The sequence below is a fragment of the Rhizobium leguminosarum bv. viciae USDA 2370 genome (genome assembly GCF_002008365.1).
GTDB classification, from domain to species: Bacteria; Pseudomonadota; Alphaproteobacteria; order Rhizobiales; family Rhizobiaceae; genus Rhizobium; species Rhizobium leguminosarum.
In genome coordinates this window covers 1-15,990 of record NZ_MRDL01000015.1, presented here as the reverse complement: position 1 = coordinate 15,990, position 15,990 = coordinate 1, and the positions used below count along the sequence as shown (strand labels likewise).

16 protein-coding genes are annotated in these 15,990 nt (G+C 61.2%); 6 read left to right on the top strand and 10 right to left on the bottom strand.

Annotated elements, in window-relative coordinates; translation table 11 throughout:
- The first annotated feature begins 5 nt into the window (after positions 1-5).
- A complete protein-coding gene (locus BS629_RS06210) occupies positions 6-425 on the top strand; it encodes a GNAT family N-acetyltransferase (protein ID WP_018243791.1) in 420 nt (139 codons plus the stop codon).
- A 98-nt stretch (positions 426-523) separates the two neighbouring features.
- Here BS629_RS06210 and BS629_RS06205 read toward each other — a convergent pair whose 3' ends face one another.
- Positions 524-1,540, bottom strand: coding sequence for a DUF2125 domain-containing protein (locus BS629_RS06205; protein ID WP_018243790.1), 1,017 nt, complete (start codon positions 1,538-1,540; stop codon positions 524-526).
- A gap of 50 nt (positions 1,541-1,590) precedes the next feature.
- On the opposite strand from BS629_RS06205, the gene BS629_RS06200 reads away from it, so the two are divergent.
- Positions 1,591-2,133: a gamma-glutamylcyclotransferase gene (locus tag BS629_RS06200; RefSeq protein ID WP_018517241.1), complete on the top strand. Its 543-nt coding sequence runs from the start codon at positions 1,591-1,593 to the stop codon at positions 2,131-2,133.
- Between the two features lie 87 nt (positions 2,134-2,220).
- On the opposite strand, the gene BS629_RS06195 is transcribed toward BS629_RS06200, so the two are convergent.
- The 4 genes from BS629_RS06195 to ftsE all read right to left on the bottom strand — a co-directional run bounded on the left by BS629_RS06195 (position 2,221) and on the right by ftsE (position 5,708).
- Positions 2,221-3,018, bottom strand: coding sequence for a lysophospholipid acyltransferase family protein (locus tag BS629_RS06195; protein ID WP_018448107.1), 798 nt, complete (start codon positions 3,016-3,018; stop codon positions 2,221-2,223).
- A 240-nt stretch (positions 3,019-3,258) separates the two neighbouring features.
- Positions 3,259-3,969 carry a YdcF family protein gene (locus BS629_RS06190; protein WP_018243787.1) on the bottom strand — a complete coding sequence of 237 codons (711 nt, stop codon included), beginning with the start codon at positions 3,967-3,969 and terminating at the stop codon, positions 3,259-3,261.
- A 73-nt stretch (positions 3,970-4,042) separates the two neighbouring features.
- Positions 4,043-5,056 (bottom strand): cell division protein FtsX, encoded by a 1,014-nt coding sequence (locus BS629_RS06185; protein ID WP_018243786.1) that lies wholly within the window; start codon positions 5,054-5,056, stop codon positions 4,043-4,045.
- Positions 5,049-5,708, bottom strand: coding sequence for a cell division ATP-binding protein FtsE (gene ftsE / locus BS629_RS06180; protein WP_003543317.1), 660 nt, complete (start codon positions 5,706-5,708; stop codon positions 5,049-5,051). Before ftsE ends, BS629_RS06185 begins: the two co-directional genes overlap by 8 nt.
- A gap of 205 nt (positions 5,709-5,913) precedes the next feature.
- Between ftsE and BS629_RS06175 the strand changes: the two genes are divergently transcribed.
- The 3 genes from BS629_RS06175 (at position 5,914) to BS629_RS06165 (ending at position 7,720) form a co-directional block, all read left to right on the top strand.
- Positions 5,914-6,567, top strand: coding sequence for a membrane protein (locus BS629_RS06175; RefSeq protein WP_026188539.1), 654 nt, complete (start codon positions 5,914-5,916; stop codon positions 6,565-6,567).
- A 134-nt stretch (positions 6,568-6,701) separates the two neighbouring features.
- Positions 6,702-7,244 carry a hypoxanthine phosphoribosyltransferase gene (gene hpt, locus BS629_RS06170; protein WP_003567049.1) on the top strand — a complete coding sequence of 181 codons (543 nt, stop codon included), beginning with the start codon at positions 6,702-6,704 and terminating at the stop codon, positions 7,242-7,244.
- A 116-nt stretch (positions 7,245-7,360) separates the two neighbouring features.
- Positions 7,361-7,720 (top strand): response regulator, encoded by a 360-nt coding sequence (locus BS629_RS06165; RefSeq protein ID WP_003543311.1) that lies wholly within the window; start codon positions 7,361-7,363, stop codon positions 7,718-7,720.
- A gap of 240 nt (positions 7,721-7,960) precedes the next feature.
- Here BS629_RS06165 and BS629_RS06160 read toward each other — a convergent pair whose 3' ends face one another.
- The 4 genes from BS629_RS06160 to argH form a co-directional block, all read right to left on the bottom strand.
- Positions 7,961-10,615 carry a TIGR02302 family protein gene (locus BS629_RS06160; RefSeq protein ID WP_018243784.1) on the bottom strand — a complete coding sequence of 885 codons (2,655 nt, stop codon included), beginning with the start codon at positions 10,613-10,615 and terminating at the stop codon, positions 7,961-7,963.
- Between the two features lie 361 nt (positions 10,616-10,976).
- Positions 10,977-12,245 carry a diaminopimelate decarboxylase gene (gene lysA / locus BS629_RS06155; RefSeq protein WP_018243783.1) on the bottom strand — a complete coding sequence of 423 codons (1,269 nt, stop codon included), beginning with the start codon at positions 12,243-12,245 and terminating at the stop codon, positions 10,977-10,979.
- Positions 12,246-12,256: 11 nt separating this feature from the next.
- Positions 12,257-12,469 (bottom strand): LPS translocon maturation chaperone LptM, encoded by a 213-nt coding sequence (gene lptM / locus BS629_RS06150; protein ID WP_018243782.1) that lies wholly within the window; start codon positions 12,467-12,469, stop codon positions 12,257-12,259.
- Between the two features lie 132 nt (positions 12,470-12,601).
- A complete protein-coding gene (argH, locus tag BS629_RS06145) occupies positions 12,602-14,005 on the bottom strand; it encodes an argininosuccinate lyase (protein WP_018243781.1) in 1,404 nt (467 codons plus the stop codon).
- Positions 14,006-14,031: 26 nt separating this feature from the next.
- On the opposite strand from argH, the gene tlpA reads away from it, so the two are divergent.
- Entirely contained in the window at positions 14,032-14,694 is a 663-nt protein-coding gene (gene tlpA, locus BS629_RS06140; protein WP_018243780.1) for a thiol:disulfide interchange protein TlpA, read from the top strand.
- Positions 14,695-14,872: 178 nt separating this feature from the next.
- On the opposite strand, the gene BS629_RS06135 is transcribed toward tlpA, so the two are convergent.
- On the bottom strand, positions 14,873-15,754 hold the full coding sequence (locus BS629_RS06135) for a 3-hydroxybutyryl-CoA dehydrogenase (protein WP_003543296.1): 882 nt from the start codon (positions 15,752-15,754) through the stop codon (positions 14,873-14,875).
- Positions 15,755-15,990 lie beyond the last annotated feature (236 nt).

Sequence of the window (15,990 nt, the reverse complement as noted above, 5' to 3'; positions counted from 1 at the left end):
CCGCGATGGTGGAGGTGGCACGTGCCGGCCGGGCGGATATTGACTGGCTGGTTCGCGAGGACGCCAGCTCCGGTGAGGCATGGGTATCGCGCTGCGTCGCGCTCGGCGAATATCTCCTTGCCTGGCAGGCCGGCGAAATCGTCGGCTTCCTGCGATTCTCCCGCTTCTGGGGCAGGGTTCCCTATATGGAAATGATCCGCGTCCTGCCCGAGCATCGCCGGTCGGGCGTTGGAACGGCGCTGCTTCTCGCCTGGGAAGAAGCCATGCGCGGCGAAGGCGCCCGCCTGCTGATGACGTCGAGTGAATGCGACGAAAGCCGACCTCAGGACTGGCATCGCCGTAACGGATTTTGCGAAACCGGCGCGATCGAGCTGCCCGGCCTGCAATCGGTGCCGGAAGTCTTCTTCATCAAGCGAATAGCCTGAAGCGCATCGCGTCGAACGGGAATCATGCGACGCGCTTCAGGCTTTTTCCTATTTCCTATGCATCCCGTTAACCGCTGGACACTTTTGGGCGAGATGCTTCAGATCGGCGGAATCCGGCCGAGCGGGATGAAACCACTGACGGTGGCATTGCCACGATCGACGACGAGATCGACAGAGACCTTGTCGCCGCCGCCGGCGAGCGCCTTCAAGAGCTTCGTTGCCGTGTTGACGGTCGAGGTGATATCCGGAAAGGCCTGTTTCAGGCTGTCGCCCCAGGGGCCGAGCTGTTCGATCTCCAGCTTGAATTTTCCCGAGAGGAAGCCCTGTTCGTCGAAGGAGAAGGGGCCGGTGAGCGTCATCACCTTGCCATCGCCGATGTCGGCGACGATGCGGCGCAGTTCACCGGTGGTGCCATTGAGGCCGCTTCGGTCGCTGCCGTCGATCAGGCCGGCCTTGCCGGCGACGGTCAGATCGATGCTGGCAGACATTTTCGGAAAGATCTGCGGCCAGTCCTTGATCGCCGTGTTGGCATCCTGCACGGAGATCGCGCCATCGAGATCGGCGCCGTTCTGGCGCAGATGGATTTCGGTGCGGGCGGCATCGAAGCTGATGGTCTGGCCGGTGTAGGAGGAGACGGCCATCGCCTTCAGACCCTCGATGACGGTCGAGCTGCGGTCGACGCCCTGCAGCCTGGTTGCAAGACTCGCCTGCAGGTTCGTCCATTGAGCCGAGATCGAAAGGCCGTTGGTGGTGCGGATCTCGGCCGGTGAATCGAGCTCCCAGACGATATTGCCGGGCGCGTAGATCTGTGCTGCCGAGCGCAGCGCGCCGAAGGTGGCGGAGACGCCGTTGACATTGTCGTCGACGTCGATCTTGGAGCAGAACAGGCCGATGCGGAAGGGATAGCCGCGGAATTCGATATCGGAGCATTCGCCGCTGACGCCTGCCTGATCGCGCGGTGCAATCGCTTTCAGCACCGTGGTCTTCAATGCTGACGCCGCATAGAACCAGCCACCGGTGTAAAGTGCGATCACCAGGAGCACGCCTCCACCCAGCAACCAGAATTTCTTACCGCTGCCGGATTGGCTGCTGCCGGATTGGCTTGACGCTGCCATGATGTTCTCCAATGGTGAATCGCAAATGTGATTCCGGTCTGGCGTGCGATATGGACGAATTTTGGGTATTTGGCTACGGTTCGCTGATGTGGAATCCGGGCTTCGAGTTCATGGAGCGGGCAGAGGCCCTGGTCTACGGCTACAGGCGTTCGCTTTGCGTCCGCTCCTTTGTCCATCGCGGCACCCGCGACAATCCGGGCCTGGTTCTAGGCCTCGACAGGGGGGGCGCCTGCCGCGGCATGGCTTTCCGCATTTCGCCTGAAAAATGGGATGAGGTGATCGATTATCTTCGCGCCCGCGAGCTGGTCACCAATGTCTACCTGGAACGCCGGGTGCGGCTGCAGCTTGCCGGCCGGCGCCGAGTGGAAGCGGTCGCCTACATCATCGATCGTGATCATGAGCAATATGCCGGCGCGCTGGATGCGGTTGCGGCGGCACGGGTGGTGAACGAAGCAGAAGGCCAGTCAGGTCCGAATGATGCCTATGTCTTCAATACGCTGACGCATCTGAAAGAGATGGGCATTCGCGACCATTGGCTGGAGCAGGTCGTCAACGAAGTGGAGCGGCTGCGCGCCGTCTGCATAACTCCTTAAATCGGTATCGATTTAAGGAGTTATGCAGCCATTCAAAGTGCTGCAGGATCCTTTGCGGCTCTCGAAGAGACGCGTGGCGCTGCAATCTCAGGCCGTCGCAGCGTTCAATTTTCGCAGCTCCGCCAGCCTTTCTATCGCCGTCGGCGGGAGCGGCAGATGCGGATTTCGCTCGACGGTTTCGAGCAGAAGCTCGTCGCTTGCCCGCTCCGATACCTCGATCAAATGGGCGAAGAAGGCGTCCGGATCCATTCCCGGCATGATCGGCGGCAGGATTCTCACTTTGAAATGACCGGGATAACGACGAATGCTCCGCCTCGGCCAGAAGAGACCGGGATGCATGGCGACCGGCACGACGGGGAGGTTAAGGTCGCGGTACATGCGGGCGATGCCGTATTTATAGACCGGCTCCGCGCCCGGCGCGCGGCGGGTCCCCTCGGGATAGATGATGAGCTGGCGGCCGGTCGAAAGCTCTTCCTTCGTGCGTTTCAGCACTTCCACCATCACCTTGCCGCGAGCGCCGCGATCGACCGGGATCATGCGCTGCTTCTTCGCATACCAGCCGAAGAGGGGAATCCACATCAGTTCACGCTTCAGGATATAGACCGGATCCTTCAACCAGGGCAGCAGCGCGTAGGTATCCCAGAAAGACTGGTGCTTCGGCGCCAGGATGTAACTGCCATCCGGCAGGTTCTCCAGGCCCTCGATCTCGAAGGTGGTGCCGACGATCACTCGCATCAGCCAGTGGTTGGAGCGCGCCCAGTTCTTCGGGATCGCATAGGCGATCTTGCGCGGCACCACGAAATAGTAGGGTGAGAGCACGATCATCCGGATGATGAGGTTGGCATAGAAGATCGTGTTGAAGAGAACGGAACGCAGGGCGATCATGAAACTTTCCCGAGGCATGCTCACGCGACCGGCCTACACGATATTGCCGGTCATAAAAAGCATTTGATGACGCCCTGATGTAAAAGCCTAGAGCAATTCCAGCAAAAGTGCGCAGCGGTTTTACGTCCGGAATTGCGCAAACGCAAAAGATTGCGCATGACCCCGAAAATCGGAATCGATTTTCCGAAAGGATTATGCGCAACTTTTAAATCGATGGAGCGTCCTATCCGACGCGCGGCTCTATTGCTGACCGGACGCATTTGCCGAGCGCAGCCCGGTGTGGCGGCCGAAGCCGGTGATGTTGCGGGCGCCCGCCAGCAGCACTTTCGCATATTCGGCAAGCATGACGCGCATCGCATTCGGGTCGGTGAACCAGTTGCTGCTCTTCAAATCCGAATTGACCACGGGATAAGCGATGAACTCGATGTCGGGATCGACATAGGAGAGTTCGGCGAGGCTTCGTGGCATGTGGTAATTGTTGGTGACGATCAGAACGCTCCGGTATCCCTTGGCGTGGATCCAGTTCGAAGCTTCCTCGGCATTGCCGATCGTGTCGATCGCATCGTAGCCGATATCGACACAGCAGGAGAAGAGATCGGCCGAGCCTTGCGTCATCTTGCGGATCTGTGCCGGTGTCGTCGTCGGGTGGACGCCGGAAATGAGCAAGCGTTTGCCGGCACCCTTCTGCAACAGCTCCACCGCCTGGTCGATGCGCTGGTAGCCACCCGTCAGTACCACAATCGCATCCGCCTTCGGCTCGGCCGGCGGCCGGAGCGTCGTCACCGAATCAGCAAAACGCAGAAAACCGCCGAACACCAGGGCGATTGCCAGCAGGCAGGCAAAGCCGCCCCAGCGCAGCAGGCGGCGGATCGGCCCGCGCCGCGGCGGCAGACCCACCGGGCGATCAAGCTCCGGGCCCTGATGAATCGGGTTGGGTGTCGTATGTCCCATGGTCATGAATCGTGATTATACGCTGATTGCGGCGCAGAACAGACGCTTTCATGGCAAAACGGCCCGGTCACGATCAACTTCCGATGCCGTCGGTGCGTGTCGGGTCCGAGCGTAGTGTATCGATCTCGTAGATCGTCCGCATGACGGTCAGCCGCGCGGTGAAGGTGGTGAGGAGCGCGATGACAATCATCGTTGCGAAGATGCCGGCATAACCGAGAACGCCGACGGAGAAGGTGCCGAAAAGCGCGGTCGCCTGGTCCGTTTCCGGGGTGGCGAGGGTGCGGCTCTGCCAGAAACCGGCGGTGGCGAAGAAGAGAGCGGCAAGCGCGCTGCCGATCGCCGAGCCCTTCAGGCTGATCTTCAGAAAATGCTTCTGGAATTCGGTGGCGACGAAGGAGCTTTCGGCGCCGACGAAATGCAGCACTTCAACGACGTGACGATTGCCCGACAACGCGCCGCGCGTAGCGAAGACGACGGTAAGCACCATCGCCGTGAAAACCAGGAGCAGGATGCCGGTGCCGATCATCACAGTCGTGTGCGCCATGGACACCAGCCGGTCGACCCAGGTGCGGTGATCGTCGAGGCTGGCCTGCGGGATACTGTCCTTGAGCAGCGCTCGCATCGAATCGAAATCCGGCGGATTGCTCTCGTCGATGGTAATGATGACGAGACGGGGAACGGGCAGATCCTTGAGATCGAGACCGGGGCCGAGCCAGGGTTCGAGCAGGCGAGCGGTCGCCGCCTCGTCGACGATCTGGCCGCTCTTGGTGCCGACGAAGGTCAGCGCCAGGTCGCGCGCCTGGGTCAGCGCCTTCTCCATGTCGAGATTGTCGTCCGGCTTGATCTGAATGGTGATCTCGCGGGAGATCTGGCTCTCCCAACTTGCCGCCGTCGAGCGCACCATGCTGACGCCGCCGAGCGTCAGGCAGGCGAGAAAGGCCATGATTGATATCACCACCATCAACGCACTGCCCTGGATGTTGGAAGGCGGCAGGATCGGCGCCGTCGGACGCACGCGCAGTTCCGGCCGCTTCTGCTGGATCTTGGCCGACGCCTTCTCGGGGTTTCTGGACGGGGGCTCAGTCATAGATATCGAGATGCCCCTCTGAGAGGATCATGCGGCGGGCTTCCACCTGTTCCATCAGCGCCAGGTCATGGGTGGCGATCACGACCGCCGTGCCGAGGCGGTTCAGCTCGAGGAAAAGATTGAGCAGGCGCTTGGCCATCGGTGGATCGACATTGCCTGTGGGTTCGTCGGCCAGCAGCACTTCCGGCCGGTCCATCAGCGCCCGGGCGATTGCGGCGCGCTGCTTCTCGCCGCCGGAGAGCACGGGCGGCAACACATTGATGCGTTCGCCAAGGCCGACCCATTTCAACAGTTCCAGGACATCGGTCTTGTAGGAGCTCTCATCCTTGCCACGTACCCGTAAGGGCAAAGCGACATTCTCATAGGTTGTGAGATGGTCGAGGAGGCGGAAATCCTGGAAGACGATGCCGACGCGGCGGCGCAGAAGCGGCAGTTCGGGGCGGGGGATTTCGGAAATATCGCGCCCGAACATGCGGATCAGGCCGCGTGTCGGCTGCAGCGACATGAAAAGCATCCGCAGCAGCGACGTTTTGCCGGCGCCCGATGGGCCGGTCAGGAACTGAAAGGATTTCTTCGGAATGTCGAAGGTCAGGTCCCGGAGGATTTCCGGGCCCATGCCATAACGCAAACCGACATTCTCGAAGTGGATCAACGGGCAGCTCAGTCTGTTGTGGGTTTCACCGCACGACTTGTTAACCAACACCGTTAACAGCCGGTAAATTTTGCTGGAAAGACGCCCGTTTGATGGCGATCTTTGCGAAGCATTAACCATTAAAATTTACGACTGAGCAGGATTCGTTTCAATGCCAGATTTCTCCTGGCAACGAAACCATGTGGACATCTGCGAGGCAGCCACCATGGAAGCATCCTCCTTCAGTCGCCGGACGCCGGGCCAGGCCTATGATTTCCTGCCGCCGGAACCCGCCAACCGCCAGTACCGCTCGGCGCGACCTGCCGATATCTCCGACGCCGAATTCGTTACCCTCGGCAATGTGCGGCCCAGGGAATTCAATGCAAGGAGTTATAACGACAACCGCAAGCGCATGGCTGCCGCACAGGCCGCACAGCCGGCGCTGATGCCGGCGATGGCTGCTTCCGTTCTGAGGACAGTGGAATCCTGGCTGCAGCGCGCGTCGATGCGGAGCTTCGCAGCGCTGGTGTTCGCGCTCGTCGTGCTCGTCTTCGGGCTTGCAGGTGGTTTTTCCGGCTTTTCCGGCGAGCGAGCCACTTCCGGAGCGCCGCTGCATTTCACCCATGTCACGGTGACGCCGCGTGATGCGAACGGCATGCGCGTTCTCGTCATCAACGGCATCATCGAAAATGAGAGTGGCACGACGCAGACGGTGCATCCGATCCGTGCCGATCTCGTGACCGACGAGCGGCTGACCGCAAGCATCGTCATCAACCCGCCGGCGGATGTGATCTATAGCGGCCAGAGCCGGGGCTTCTCGGCTCGCGTCCAGCATGCCGGCGGAAAAATGCCGGAGGTCCGGCTTTCCTTCCTGCCATAGATGTAACAGGACATGGAATGGCCGACTTTCCCGCCACAGGTCGCGCCAATCGCGTTAATTTCATAGCCGACGAGGCTGTTTCAGGCTCGCATATGTGCTAACGGCTTACCCTTCTTTTCATGGAGCAAGCCCTTATGCCTGTCGTGCGCGGAAAAAACATCGAGCCGCTCTTCACCGCCGAGCAGATCGCCGAGCGCAATCATTCGATGGCGCGGGAGATCGCCAATGGCCCGACCAAGGACCTGCTCGTCATCGCCGTGCTGAAGGGCTCCTTCATCTTCGCCGCCGACCTGATCCGCGCCCTGCATGATAGCGGGCTTGCCCCGGAGGTCGAGTTCATCACCTTGTCGAGTTACGGCATCGGCACGGTTTCGCAGGGCGTGCGCATCGTCAAGGATATCGACAGCGACGTCCATGGCCGCGACGTTCTGCTGATCGACGATATCCTCGAATCCGGCCGAACGCTGCTCTTTGCCAAGGAACTGCTCTTCGAGCGTGGCGCGCGCAACGTCACGATCGCCGTGCTGCTCGACAAGCGCGTCAAGCGCAAGGAAAAGCTGGAGGCTGACTATGTCGGCTTCGAATGCCCCGACTATTTTGTCGTGGGCTACGGCATGGATGTCGCCTATGCCTTTCGCGAACTGCCCTTCGTCGGCGTGGTTACCGGGGACGCCTGAACTGTTGCCTTCAAGACGGGTTGTTAACCATCTCGTCCATCGCTTCGTCATCTTTACCGATCGAAAAGGAAAGTCTGGTGATTTCCGTCGCGGGGCTGATACGGAGCGATGCACATATGGCAAGAATTCTGATTACGGAAGACGAGGACTCCCTGCGGTCCTTCGTAGCCCGGGCCCTTAGGCTTGATGGCCACGAGACCGATGAGGCGGCCGATGGGGCCGAGGGCTTGGAGAAGCTCAAAGACGGGGTCTACGATCTACTGCTTTCAGATATCCGCATGCCCGTGATGGACGGCATTGAACTCGCCCATCAGGCAAAAGACGCTTTTCCTGGCTTGAAAATCCTGCTGATGACCGGCTATGCCGAACAGCGCGAACGGGCCGACGATCTTGCCGAAAAGATCATCGACGTCGTCGCTAAGCCATTCGCGCTTCCCGATATCCGCAAGGCAGTCGCCCGAGCGCTTGTCGCTTAGAGCCAGGATGCTGAAAGCGTGATTTCGGGCGAAATCATGCTCCATTTCTTTGATTGAGATCACGATTCAGCTTCTAAAGCGCGTCGCCATCTTTCAGATTCGCGCCTTGCGCTTTAGGTCTTTGTTTTTACGCAAGTCGTTATCGCAAAACCGCTGCACACTTTTGCGCGACATGCTTTAGGCCGGTTCGGCCTGGAATGATCTTGTTCTAACGCGCCTGCTGTCCATCGCGTTGCGGTGCTACTGGATGTCCAGCAGCCGCTCGAGATAGCGCCGTTCCATTTCCTGCGGCGGATTGTTGCCGAGCTTTTCCCGGATCGCGTCAAGGATTTCTCGCGCCCGCTGAACGTCGATTTCGTCGGGCACCTTCACGCTGTTGTCGCCGAAATCCGGCCCTTGGGGCCGGCGTGGCCGGCCGAGTGGGTCGCGGCCGTTCTGGTCGCCCTGGCCAACCTGGCCGTTCGGACCTTGACCCTGTTGGCCCTGCTGCGCCTGCATCATTTGGTTCATCATGTCGCGGGCGCCCTGGCGAAGTGCTTCCAGCGCGCGGCCCTGGCCCTCGACGGCCGGTTGGCCGCGGCCCTGGCCGAGTTCACGGCCGGCGCCCTCCATTTCACGCTGCGCCTGGCCAAAGCCCGGGCCAGGCTTCATGCCCATCTCGCCGAGACTCTTCTGCAATTCGCCGAGCTGCTTGCCGAGCGCATCCTGCTGGGCGCGCAGCTGTTTCAGCGCCTCACGCAGCTGCTCGGCCGTCATCTGGTCGGAGGGCTGCTGGCCTTCCTTGCCTTGCTGGCCCTGCTGCTGATCCTGAGGCTCGCCGTTCTCTCCGGGGTTCATCTCGTCGAGCAGCGGATCGTTCTCGCCCATATCAGACTCACCGCGCTGCATGCGGTCCCTGAGCTGCTGGTCGAGCCGGAAGGTCTGTTCCATCAGCTTCTGTTGGTCGCGCAGGATCTCGCCGAGCTTGTCGATCTGCTTGCGGGCCTCGCTGTTTTCCTGACTCTGCTGGCCGCGCTGTGGACGGCCCGCCTGCAGGTTGTTCATCATCCGCTGCAATTCCGACAGCATCTGCTGGGCGGCGTCACGATTGCCGGAGCGGGCGAGATTCTCGATCTGGTCCATCATCCGTTCCAGATCCTGCTGACGCAGGATATTCTGCGCGTTCTGGTTCGGCTGCATCGGCGCGTTCTGCATGCGTTGGGCAAGCTCGGTCATATAGTCCTGCATCGCCTTGCGAAGCTCGTCCATCAGCTTCTTGATCTCCGCGTCCGGGGCGTTGCGATCCAACGCGTCGGCGAGGTTCTGCTGGGCTTCGCGCAGCTTGCGCTCGGCAAGCGAAAGATCGCCATCTTCCATGCCGAGGGCGATCTCCCACAAATATTGGGCCGTATCCTTCAGCGCATCCTCGCCCCTTGCAAGTTTCATGCGCGCCAGGGCGGATTCCAAGAGCAGATAGTTGGTGAGCTTGGGGATCGTCTCCTCGGGACGAATGGTCAGTGCCTCGTTCAGTGCGATCGCCTGCGGCATCTTGCGCGTATCGAGCGCGAAAACCTGCCGTTCTTCGGCGACAGCCGCGGCAAGCGGCTCGTTGAAGGGCCGCGACGGCAGCGCCATCTCATACGGCGGGCTGCGGCCGGTCTGGCCTGCGGCATCCTTGGCAACGAGCGTGATGCGCACGCGCTTGCCGGCAAGCGGATGTTCGGTCAGGTTCCGGCTGGTCACACCCTTGGCGTCGCGGGCGTTGCGGCGGGGAATATCCAGCCGGTATTCCGGCAGCGGATAGAGCGGCGTTGCCGTCGGATCGGTTTCGACGGGAACGATCTCCGCATGCGCCTCCTGGACCCCGTAATCGTCCTTGACCGTGAAGGCGATTTCAAGCGCGCCGTTGACGCTGCGCTTCGGCAGGCCGTCGAAGGCAATTTCTGGCGCCTTGTCGGGGAGCACCTCGAAGCTCCAGCGCCGGCCGTTGACCTCAAGTGCACCGTTCTCCTGGAGCTTCATCATATGCGTCTGCGCGACGAGAGCCTGGCTGGCAGGTGCCGCCGTCGGCTGCTCGCTTCCGGATGCCGCCGTCTGCTGCGGTTTGGTATCCGCCTGTACTGAAATATCCTGCGCCTCGCCGTTGGCCTTGCGGAACACGACTTTTTCGGCCGTCTTTCCGCCGCTGACCCGTACGGTAAGGCCCGAAAACTGCGGAATGCCGATCGGCGCCTGCTCGCTGCCGTCAGCCGTCAGATAGATCGGGGCGCGGCCGGTATAGGAAGGCGGCGTCACCCAGGCGTCGATGCGCACCGCCGGATCGCTGACCACCTGCTCGGGTGCTGCCTGCAACGCGTCGCGGATCGAGCCGCCGTTGATCGACAGCGAATAACCGAAGGCCGTGACGAGCAGCAGCGCCGGGACGGCGCGCAGCGCAAAACGGTCATGCGCGGCGATGTCAGGCCGCGGCAGTCCGGCATCGAGTGCTGCGATCTTTTCGGCCATGCGCGTCTGGTGCTCGCGCCAGAGCGCTCGGCCAAAGGGCGTATCAAAGGCCGGCTCGTCTTCCTGGACGGTGACCGGCTGGTGAGGCAGGCCGTTGCGCTCCTCCAGCATGCGGTCGGCTTCCGCGATCCTCGGCCAGCGCAGGGTGCGGAAGGGGAGGAGCGAGACGAGAAAAGCGCCAGCAAAGGCGATGAGCAGCAGGATGCGCAGCCAGTCTGGCACACTGCGGAAGAGACCGAACCAGGAGGCGGAGAGATAAAAGGCGATGACGGATAGTACCGGCATCAGAGGCGGCAGCAGCTGCTCGAAAAAGAGCACGATGCGCGCCAGCAGGCGTTTCGTCGTCACCAGCCGGGCAAGCGAGGGCCGGAACGCAAATGCACCTTTCTTCTGCCTCGAGGGGCTTGTCATCGGTCCGGTCTCCGCGATCTGGCGTTCTGGAACAGAGGGCGCTTCCGGCGATTGCAGGGCAATACGCTCATGAACGAAAGGATAACACTCTTTGTGGCGAAGGCGAGGGCGAGCGGCCAGTAATACTGGCTTTTCACGGTTATTCGCCAAAAAGTGATGCGACTTAAAGCGCGTCGCGATCTTTCGGATTGCTTCGCGCGCTTTAGGTCTTTGTTTTACCCATGTCGTGATCGGAAAACCGCCGCGCACTTTTGCGCGACATGCTTAGAGCGCCGTGCGTCCTTTCGGACGCACAAAGGACGCTCTAACTCTTTCAATCCTCGCATCGTGCTGAAAATCGTCCGATTTTCGGGCCGATGCGCTAGTCGAGCCAGGCCGGAACGGAATCGAGGCTGATCAGTTCGGCATAGGTTCTGCGCGGTCGAATCGTATGGAAATCGCTGCCCCTGACCAGAACTTCGGGCACCAGCAGGCGGCTGTTATAAGTGCCGGCCTGGACCGCACCGTAGGCGCCGGCAGTGCTGACGGCCATCAGGTCGCCGGGCTTCGGCATCGCCATCTCGCGGTCGAGCGCCAGATAATCGCCGGTCTCGCAAACGGGGCCGACCACGTCGGCGCGGATGCGGGGGGCGTTGGCCGCTGAAATTGTTACCGGCCGGATCTCGTGATAGGCCTCGTAGAGCGTCGGGCGGATGAGGTCGTTCATTGCGCCGTCGACGATGACGAAGGTCTTTTCGCCGCCATCCTTCACATAGAGGACTTCGGTCACGAGGATACCGGCATTGCCAACGATCAGGCGGCCGGGCTCGGTGATGATCTTGCAGTCCAAGCCGCGCAGCTGGTTCTTGACGATTGCCGCATAGGCATCCGGCAGCGGCGGCGGATTGTTGTCGTCCTTGTAGGGGATGCCGAGGCCGCCGCCGATATCGACGTGGTGGATGGTGTGGCCGTCGGCGCGGAGCGTCGCGACAAGGTCGTGCAACAACTTGAAGGCGTCGTCGAAGGGCTGCAGTTCCGTGATCTGACTGCCAATATGCATGTCGATGCCGGTAACCTCGATGCCCGGCAGCTTGGCGGCATGGGCATAGATGGCGCGGGCGCGCTCCCAGGAGATGCCGAACTTGTTTTCTTTCTTGCCGGTCGAGATCTTGGAATGCGTCTTCGCATCGACATCCGGGTTGATGCGGAAGGAGACCGGCGCTTTCTTGCCCGCGCTGACGGCGCGCTGATTGAGGATCTCGAGCTCGGGCTCGGATTCGACGTTGAAGCAGTAGATGCCGGCCTCAAGCGCAAAATCCATCTCGGACGGCGTCTTGCCGACACCTGAGAACATGATGCGGCTCGCCGGAATATCGGCGGCAAGCGCGCGGCGCAGCTCGCCTTCCGAGACGACATCGATGCCGGCGCCGAGGCGGCCCAGCGTCTTCAGCACCGCCTGGTTCGAATTCGCCTTCATCGCATAACAGACCATGGAGTCCATGTCGGCGAACGCTTCCGAAAAGACGCGGTAGTGGCGTTCCAGCGTCGCGGTGGAATAGACGTAGAAAGGTGTGCCGACCGCCTTGGCGATCTCGGGAACGGGAACGTTCTCGGCATGGAGGACGCCGTCACGGTACTCGAAATGGTTCACGGGCTTATGCCTTAAAGAAGGGGATCGAGAAGGAAGGGCTTGTCGACAGTTCCCGGCTGTTTCGTCGGCTTGGAAACGTCGCCTTCCTTGGTTGCCGCAGCACTCGGCGGATCGAGGTCGCCCTTGCGCCCGCATCCGGCAACGGCAAGGCCGATGACGGCGAGAACCGCCGTCAGGCGGATGAGATGCGGCAAGCTCTTCATGGATATCCTCTTCTGCGGCATGTGCTGGCATCATTCATATCGAATGATGGACATCTTCATAGCGAAGTTTATCCGCCTTGTGCACCCTGATTGTTGGACGGTCTTTCCACCTGCAGGAAGGGTGTGGCGGCTCTTCGCCACGCCTGATATCTCTTAGTTGCGGGCGCGCCAGAAGGCGATCTGCCTGCGCACTTCGGACGGTGCCGTGCCGCCGAAGCTCTTGCGGCTGGCGACCGAGGCCTCGACGGTCAGCACGTCGTAGACCTTGTCGGTGATGTCGGGGTGGATCACCTGCAGATCGGAAAGCGGAAGTTCGGCAAGGTCGCAGCCCTTGCTTTCGGCGAGTGCTACGGCGCGGCCGGTCACGTGATGGGCATCGCGGAAGGGGAGGCCGGCTTCGCGCACCAGCCAGTCGGCAAGATCGGTCGCCGTCGAATAGCCGGAGCCGGCCGCCGCCTTCATGCGCGCGGTGTTGACGGTCATGTCGCGCACCATGCCGGTCATGGCAGCGATTGCCAGTTCCAGGCTCTCGGCTGCGTCGAAGACCTGTTCCTTGTCTTCCTGCATGTCCTTGGAATAGGCGAGCGGCAGACCCTTCATGATCGTCAACAGCGCCACCAGCGAGCCGTTGATGCGGCCGGTCTTGGCGCGCACCAGTTCAGCGGCATCCGGATTCTTCTTCTGCGGCATGATCGACGAGCCGGTCGAGAAGGCGTCGGAGAGACGCACGAATCCGAATTGCGGGGTCGACCAAATGACGATCTCTTCTGCCAGACGCGACAGGTGCATGCCCGCAATCGCCGCGATCGACAGGAATTCGATGGCGAAATCGCGGTCGGAGACCGTATCGATGGAGTTGCGGGTCGGCTCGCGGAAACCGAGCGCCTTGGCTGTCATGTGGCGGTCGATCGGATAGCCGGTGCCGGCAAGGGCTGCGGCGCCGATGGGGCTTTCATCCAGATGCTCGATGGCGTGGCGCACGCGCGAGCGATCGCGGCCGAACATTTCGACATAGGCCATGCAGTGATGGCCGAAGGTAACGGGCTGGGCGGTCTGCAGATGGGTGAAGCCCGGCATGACGCTTTCGGCATGTTCTTCGGCGCGGTCGAGGAAGGCCGCGATCAGGCCGGTCAGCATCTGCTCGGTCTTCTGCAGCTCTTCCTTCACCCAGAGGCGGAAGTCGAGCGCCACCTGATCATTGCGCGAGCGGGCGGTGTGCAGGCGGCCGGCCGCCGGTCCGATCAGCGTCGCCAGGCGTGCCTCGACATTCATGTGGATGTCTTCGAGCTGACGCGAGAATTCGAAATTGCCGCTTTCGATTTCTGACAGGATCGTGTTTAGCCCGTGAACGATCTTGTCCTTATCGTCTGATGAAATGATCGCCTGATGGGCAAGCATGGTCGCGTGGGCGATCGAACCGCGGATGTCCTGGGCGAATAGCTTCTTGTCGAAACCGATCGAGGCATTTATCTCCTCCATGATCGCGTCCGGGCCGGAGGCGAAGCGCCCACCCCACATCTGGTTGGAGGATTTGGTGTCCGTGTTGTTCTCGGCCATGGAAGATGCCCGTCCTGGAGAATGAAATGACGACGAAAAAACCCTTCGGCCTGCCGTCCGGAAAATTGATCGCAATCGCCGCCGTCGCAGGTGTCGTTGCAGGTGCGGCAGCGGTATACGTGAAGGAGAAGGGGATTGGCAATGGGATCGGCAGCAGCGCTTCGGCCGAATGCTCGCTGGCGAAGGAGCGTGCTGCCAATCTGGCACCGCTCATGAAGGGGCAGGTGGCCGCCATGGTTGCCGCCACCGAGCCGCGCAAGCTGACGGCGGTTTCCTTCAACGGGCCGGATGGCAAGCCGCTGACGCTCGATCATTTCGCCGGCAAGACCGTGCTCCTCAATCTCTGGGCCACCTGGTGTGTGCCCTGCCGCGAGGAAATGCCGGCGCTGAACGCACTCGAAAAGGAGATGGGTAGCGACAGGTTCCAGGTCGTGCCGGTCAATATCGACACCGGCGACGATGAGAAGCCGAAGACGTTCCTGACTGAAACCGGCGTCGATGCGCTGCAGCTCTACCGCGACAATACGATCGGCGTGTTCAACAGCCTGAAGAAGGAAGGCCTTGCCTTCGGCCTTCCGGTGACGCTGCTGCTCAACGACAAGGGCTGCCTGATCTCCGCCATGAACGGCCCGGCCGCGTGGGATAGCGAAGACGCGAAGGCGCTAATCAAGGGTGCGATCGGGTCGTAACGACGTTGATCAGGAGTCCCCATCTCCTCTCATGAGAAAGACGCCGGCGATTCCGATAAGGACGCAGCATTGCAGCAGGAACATGGGTGTTTCGGTCGACATGGCGTTTCCTCCCGTTCCCGGCAAAGAAAGCATTTAGCGGGCGCTCGGTCTATTCGCCCTTTCAGGTGATGGCCGCTTACCGCGTCGGGACCGGCACTTCGCCACGATAGTCATAGAAGCCGCGGCCGGACTTGCGTCCGAGCCAGCCGGCTTCGACATATTTTACCAGCAGCGGGCAGGGACGATATTTCGAATCCGCCAGGCCGTCATGCAGCACCTGCATGATCGAGAGGCAGGTGTCGAGGCCGATGAAATCGGCAAGCTGCAGCGGTCCCATCGGGTGGTTGGCGCCGAGCTTCATCGCCGTATCGATGGCGTCGACCGTGCCGACGCCTTCATAGAGCGTGTAGATCGCTTCGTTGATCATCGGCAGCAGGATGCGGTTGACGATGAAGGCAGGGAAATCCTCGGCGACGGTGATGGTCTTTTCCAGAGTTCCGACGAATTCCTTGGCGGCGGAAAAGGTCTTCTCGTCGGTCGCGATGCCGCGCACCAGTTCGACCAGCTTCATCACCGGCACCGGGTTCATGAAATGTATGCCCATGAAGCGCTCGGGGCGGTCGGTGGCGGCAGCAAGCCGGGTGATAGACAGGGAAGAGGTGTTGGTGGCAAGCAGTGCTTCCGGCTTCAGGACCGGACAGACCTGCGTATAGATCTTGCGCTTGACCGTTTCATCCTCGGTGGCGGCCTCGATGACGAGATCGGAGGGGGCGAGATCATTGACATCGGACGAGCCTGTGATGAGCGACAAGGTCGACTTGCGCTCCTCTTCGGTCATCTTGCCGTTCGTCACCAGGCGGGCCAGGTTGCCGTTGATGGTGGCAAGGCCAGATTCGATGCGGTCCTGCGAGAGATCGTAGATGTGAACCCTGTAACCTGCGGCGGCCGAAACATGCGCGATGCCGCAGCCCATCTGACCGGCACCGATAATACCAATATTCTTCAACACCGCATTCATCTCCAAACCCCCGCACGGCATTCGCCCCCGCGCCGCCGCATTTTTCTAGCAATACTGCCGGACGAAGGATCGCCCGGCAGCAGTAGTAGCCCGATAAAAGATAATTTTCCAGTCATTCGCAAGTGCGAAAGAAAAGCATTTGGCGCGGTCAGAGCGCCTTTTGCAATTCCGGCAGGGCGTCGAAGAGATCGGCGACCAATCCGTAGTCGGCGACCTGGAAGATCGGCGCCTCCTCG

What these genes read in the sequence shown, in the direction of transcription:
- lptM (WP_018243782.1), bottom strand. Translation starts at nt 12,469, where the DNA reads ATGCCGCAGAAGAGGATATCCATGAAGAGCTTGCCGCATCTCATCCGC.
- BS629_RS06135 (WP_003543296.1), bottom strand. Translation starts at nt 15,754, where the DNA reads ATGAATGCGGTGTTGAAGAATATTGGTATTATCGGTGCCGGTCAGATG.
- BS629_RS06185 (WP_018243786.1), bottom strand. Translation starts at nt 5,056, where the DNA reads ATGACTGAGCCCCCGTCCAGAAACCCCGAGAAGGCGTCGGCCAAGATC.
- BS629_RS06175 (WP_026188539.1), top strand. Translation starts at nt 5,914, where the DNA reads ATGGAAGCATCCTCCTTCAGTCGCCGGACGCCGGGCCAGGCCTATGAT.
- BS629_RS06190 (WP_018243787.1), bottom strand. Translation starts at nt 3,969, where the DNA reads ATGGGACATACGACACCCAACCCGATTCATCAGGGCCCGGAGCTTGAT.
- BS629_RS06160 (WP_018243784.1), bottom strand. Translation starts at nt 10,615, where the DNA reads ATGACAAGCCCCTCGAGGCAGAAGAAAGGTGCATTTGCGTTCCGGCCC.
- hpt (WP_003567049.1), top strand. Translation starts at nt 6,702, where the DNA reads ATGCCTGTCGTGCGCGGAAAAAACATCGAGCCGCTCTTCACCGCCGAG.
- BS629_RS06195 (WP_018448107.1), bottom strand. Translation starts at nt 3,018, where the DNA reads ATGATCGCCCTGCGTTCCGTTCTCTTCAACACGATCTTCTATGCCAAC.
- BS629_RS06210 (WP_018243791.1), top strand. Translation starts at nt 6, where the DNA reads ATGGTGGAGGTGGCACGTGCCGGCCGGGCGGATATTGACTGGCTGGTT.
- tlpA (WP_018243780.1), top strand. Translation starts at nt 14,032, where the DNA reads ATGACGACGAAAAAACCCTTCGGCCTGCCGTCCGGAAAATTGATCGCA.
- argH (WP_018243781.1), bottom strand. Translation starts at nt 14,005, where the DNA reads ATGGCCGAGAACAACACGGACACCAAATCCTCCAACCAGATGTGGGGT.
- BS629_RS06200 (WP_018517241.1), top strand. Translation starts at nt 1,591, where the DNA reads ATGGACGAATTTTGGGTATTTGGCTACGGTTCGCTGATGTGGAATCCG.
- BS629_RS06205 (WP_018243790.1), bottom strand. Translation starts at nt 1,540, where the DNA reads ATGGCAGCGTCAAGCCAATCCGGCAGCAGCCAATCCGGCAGCGGTAAG.
- BS629_RS06165 (WP_003543311.1), top strand. Translation starts at nt 7,361, where the DNA reads ATGGCAAGAATTCTGATTACGGAAGACGAGGACTCCCTGCGGTCCTTC.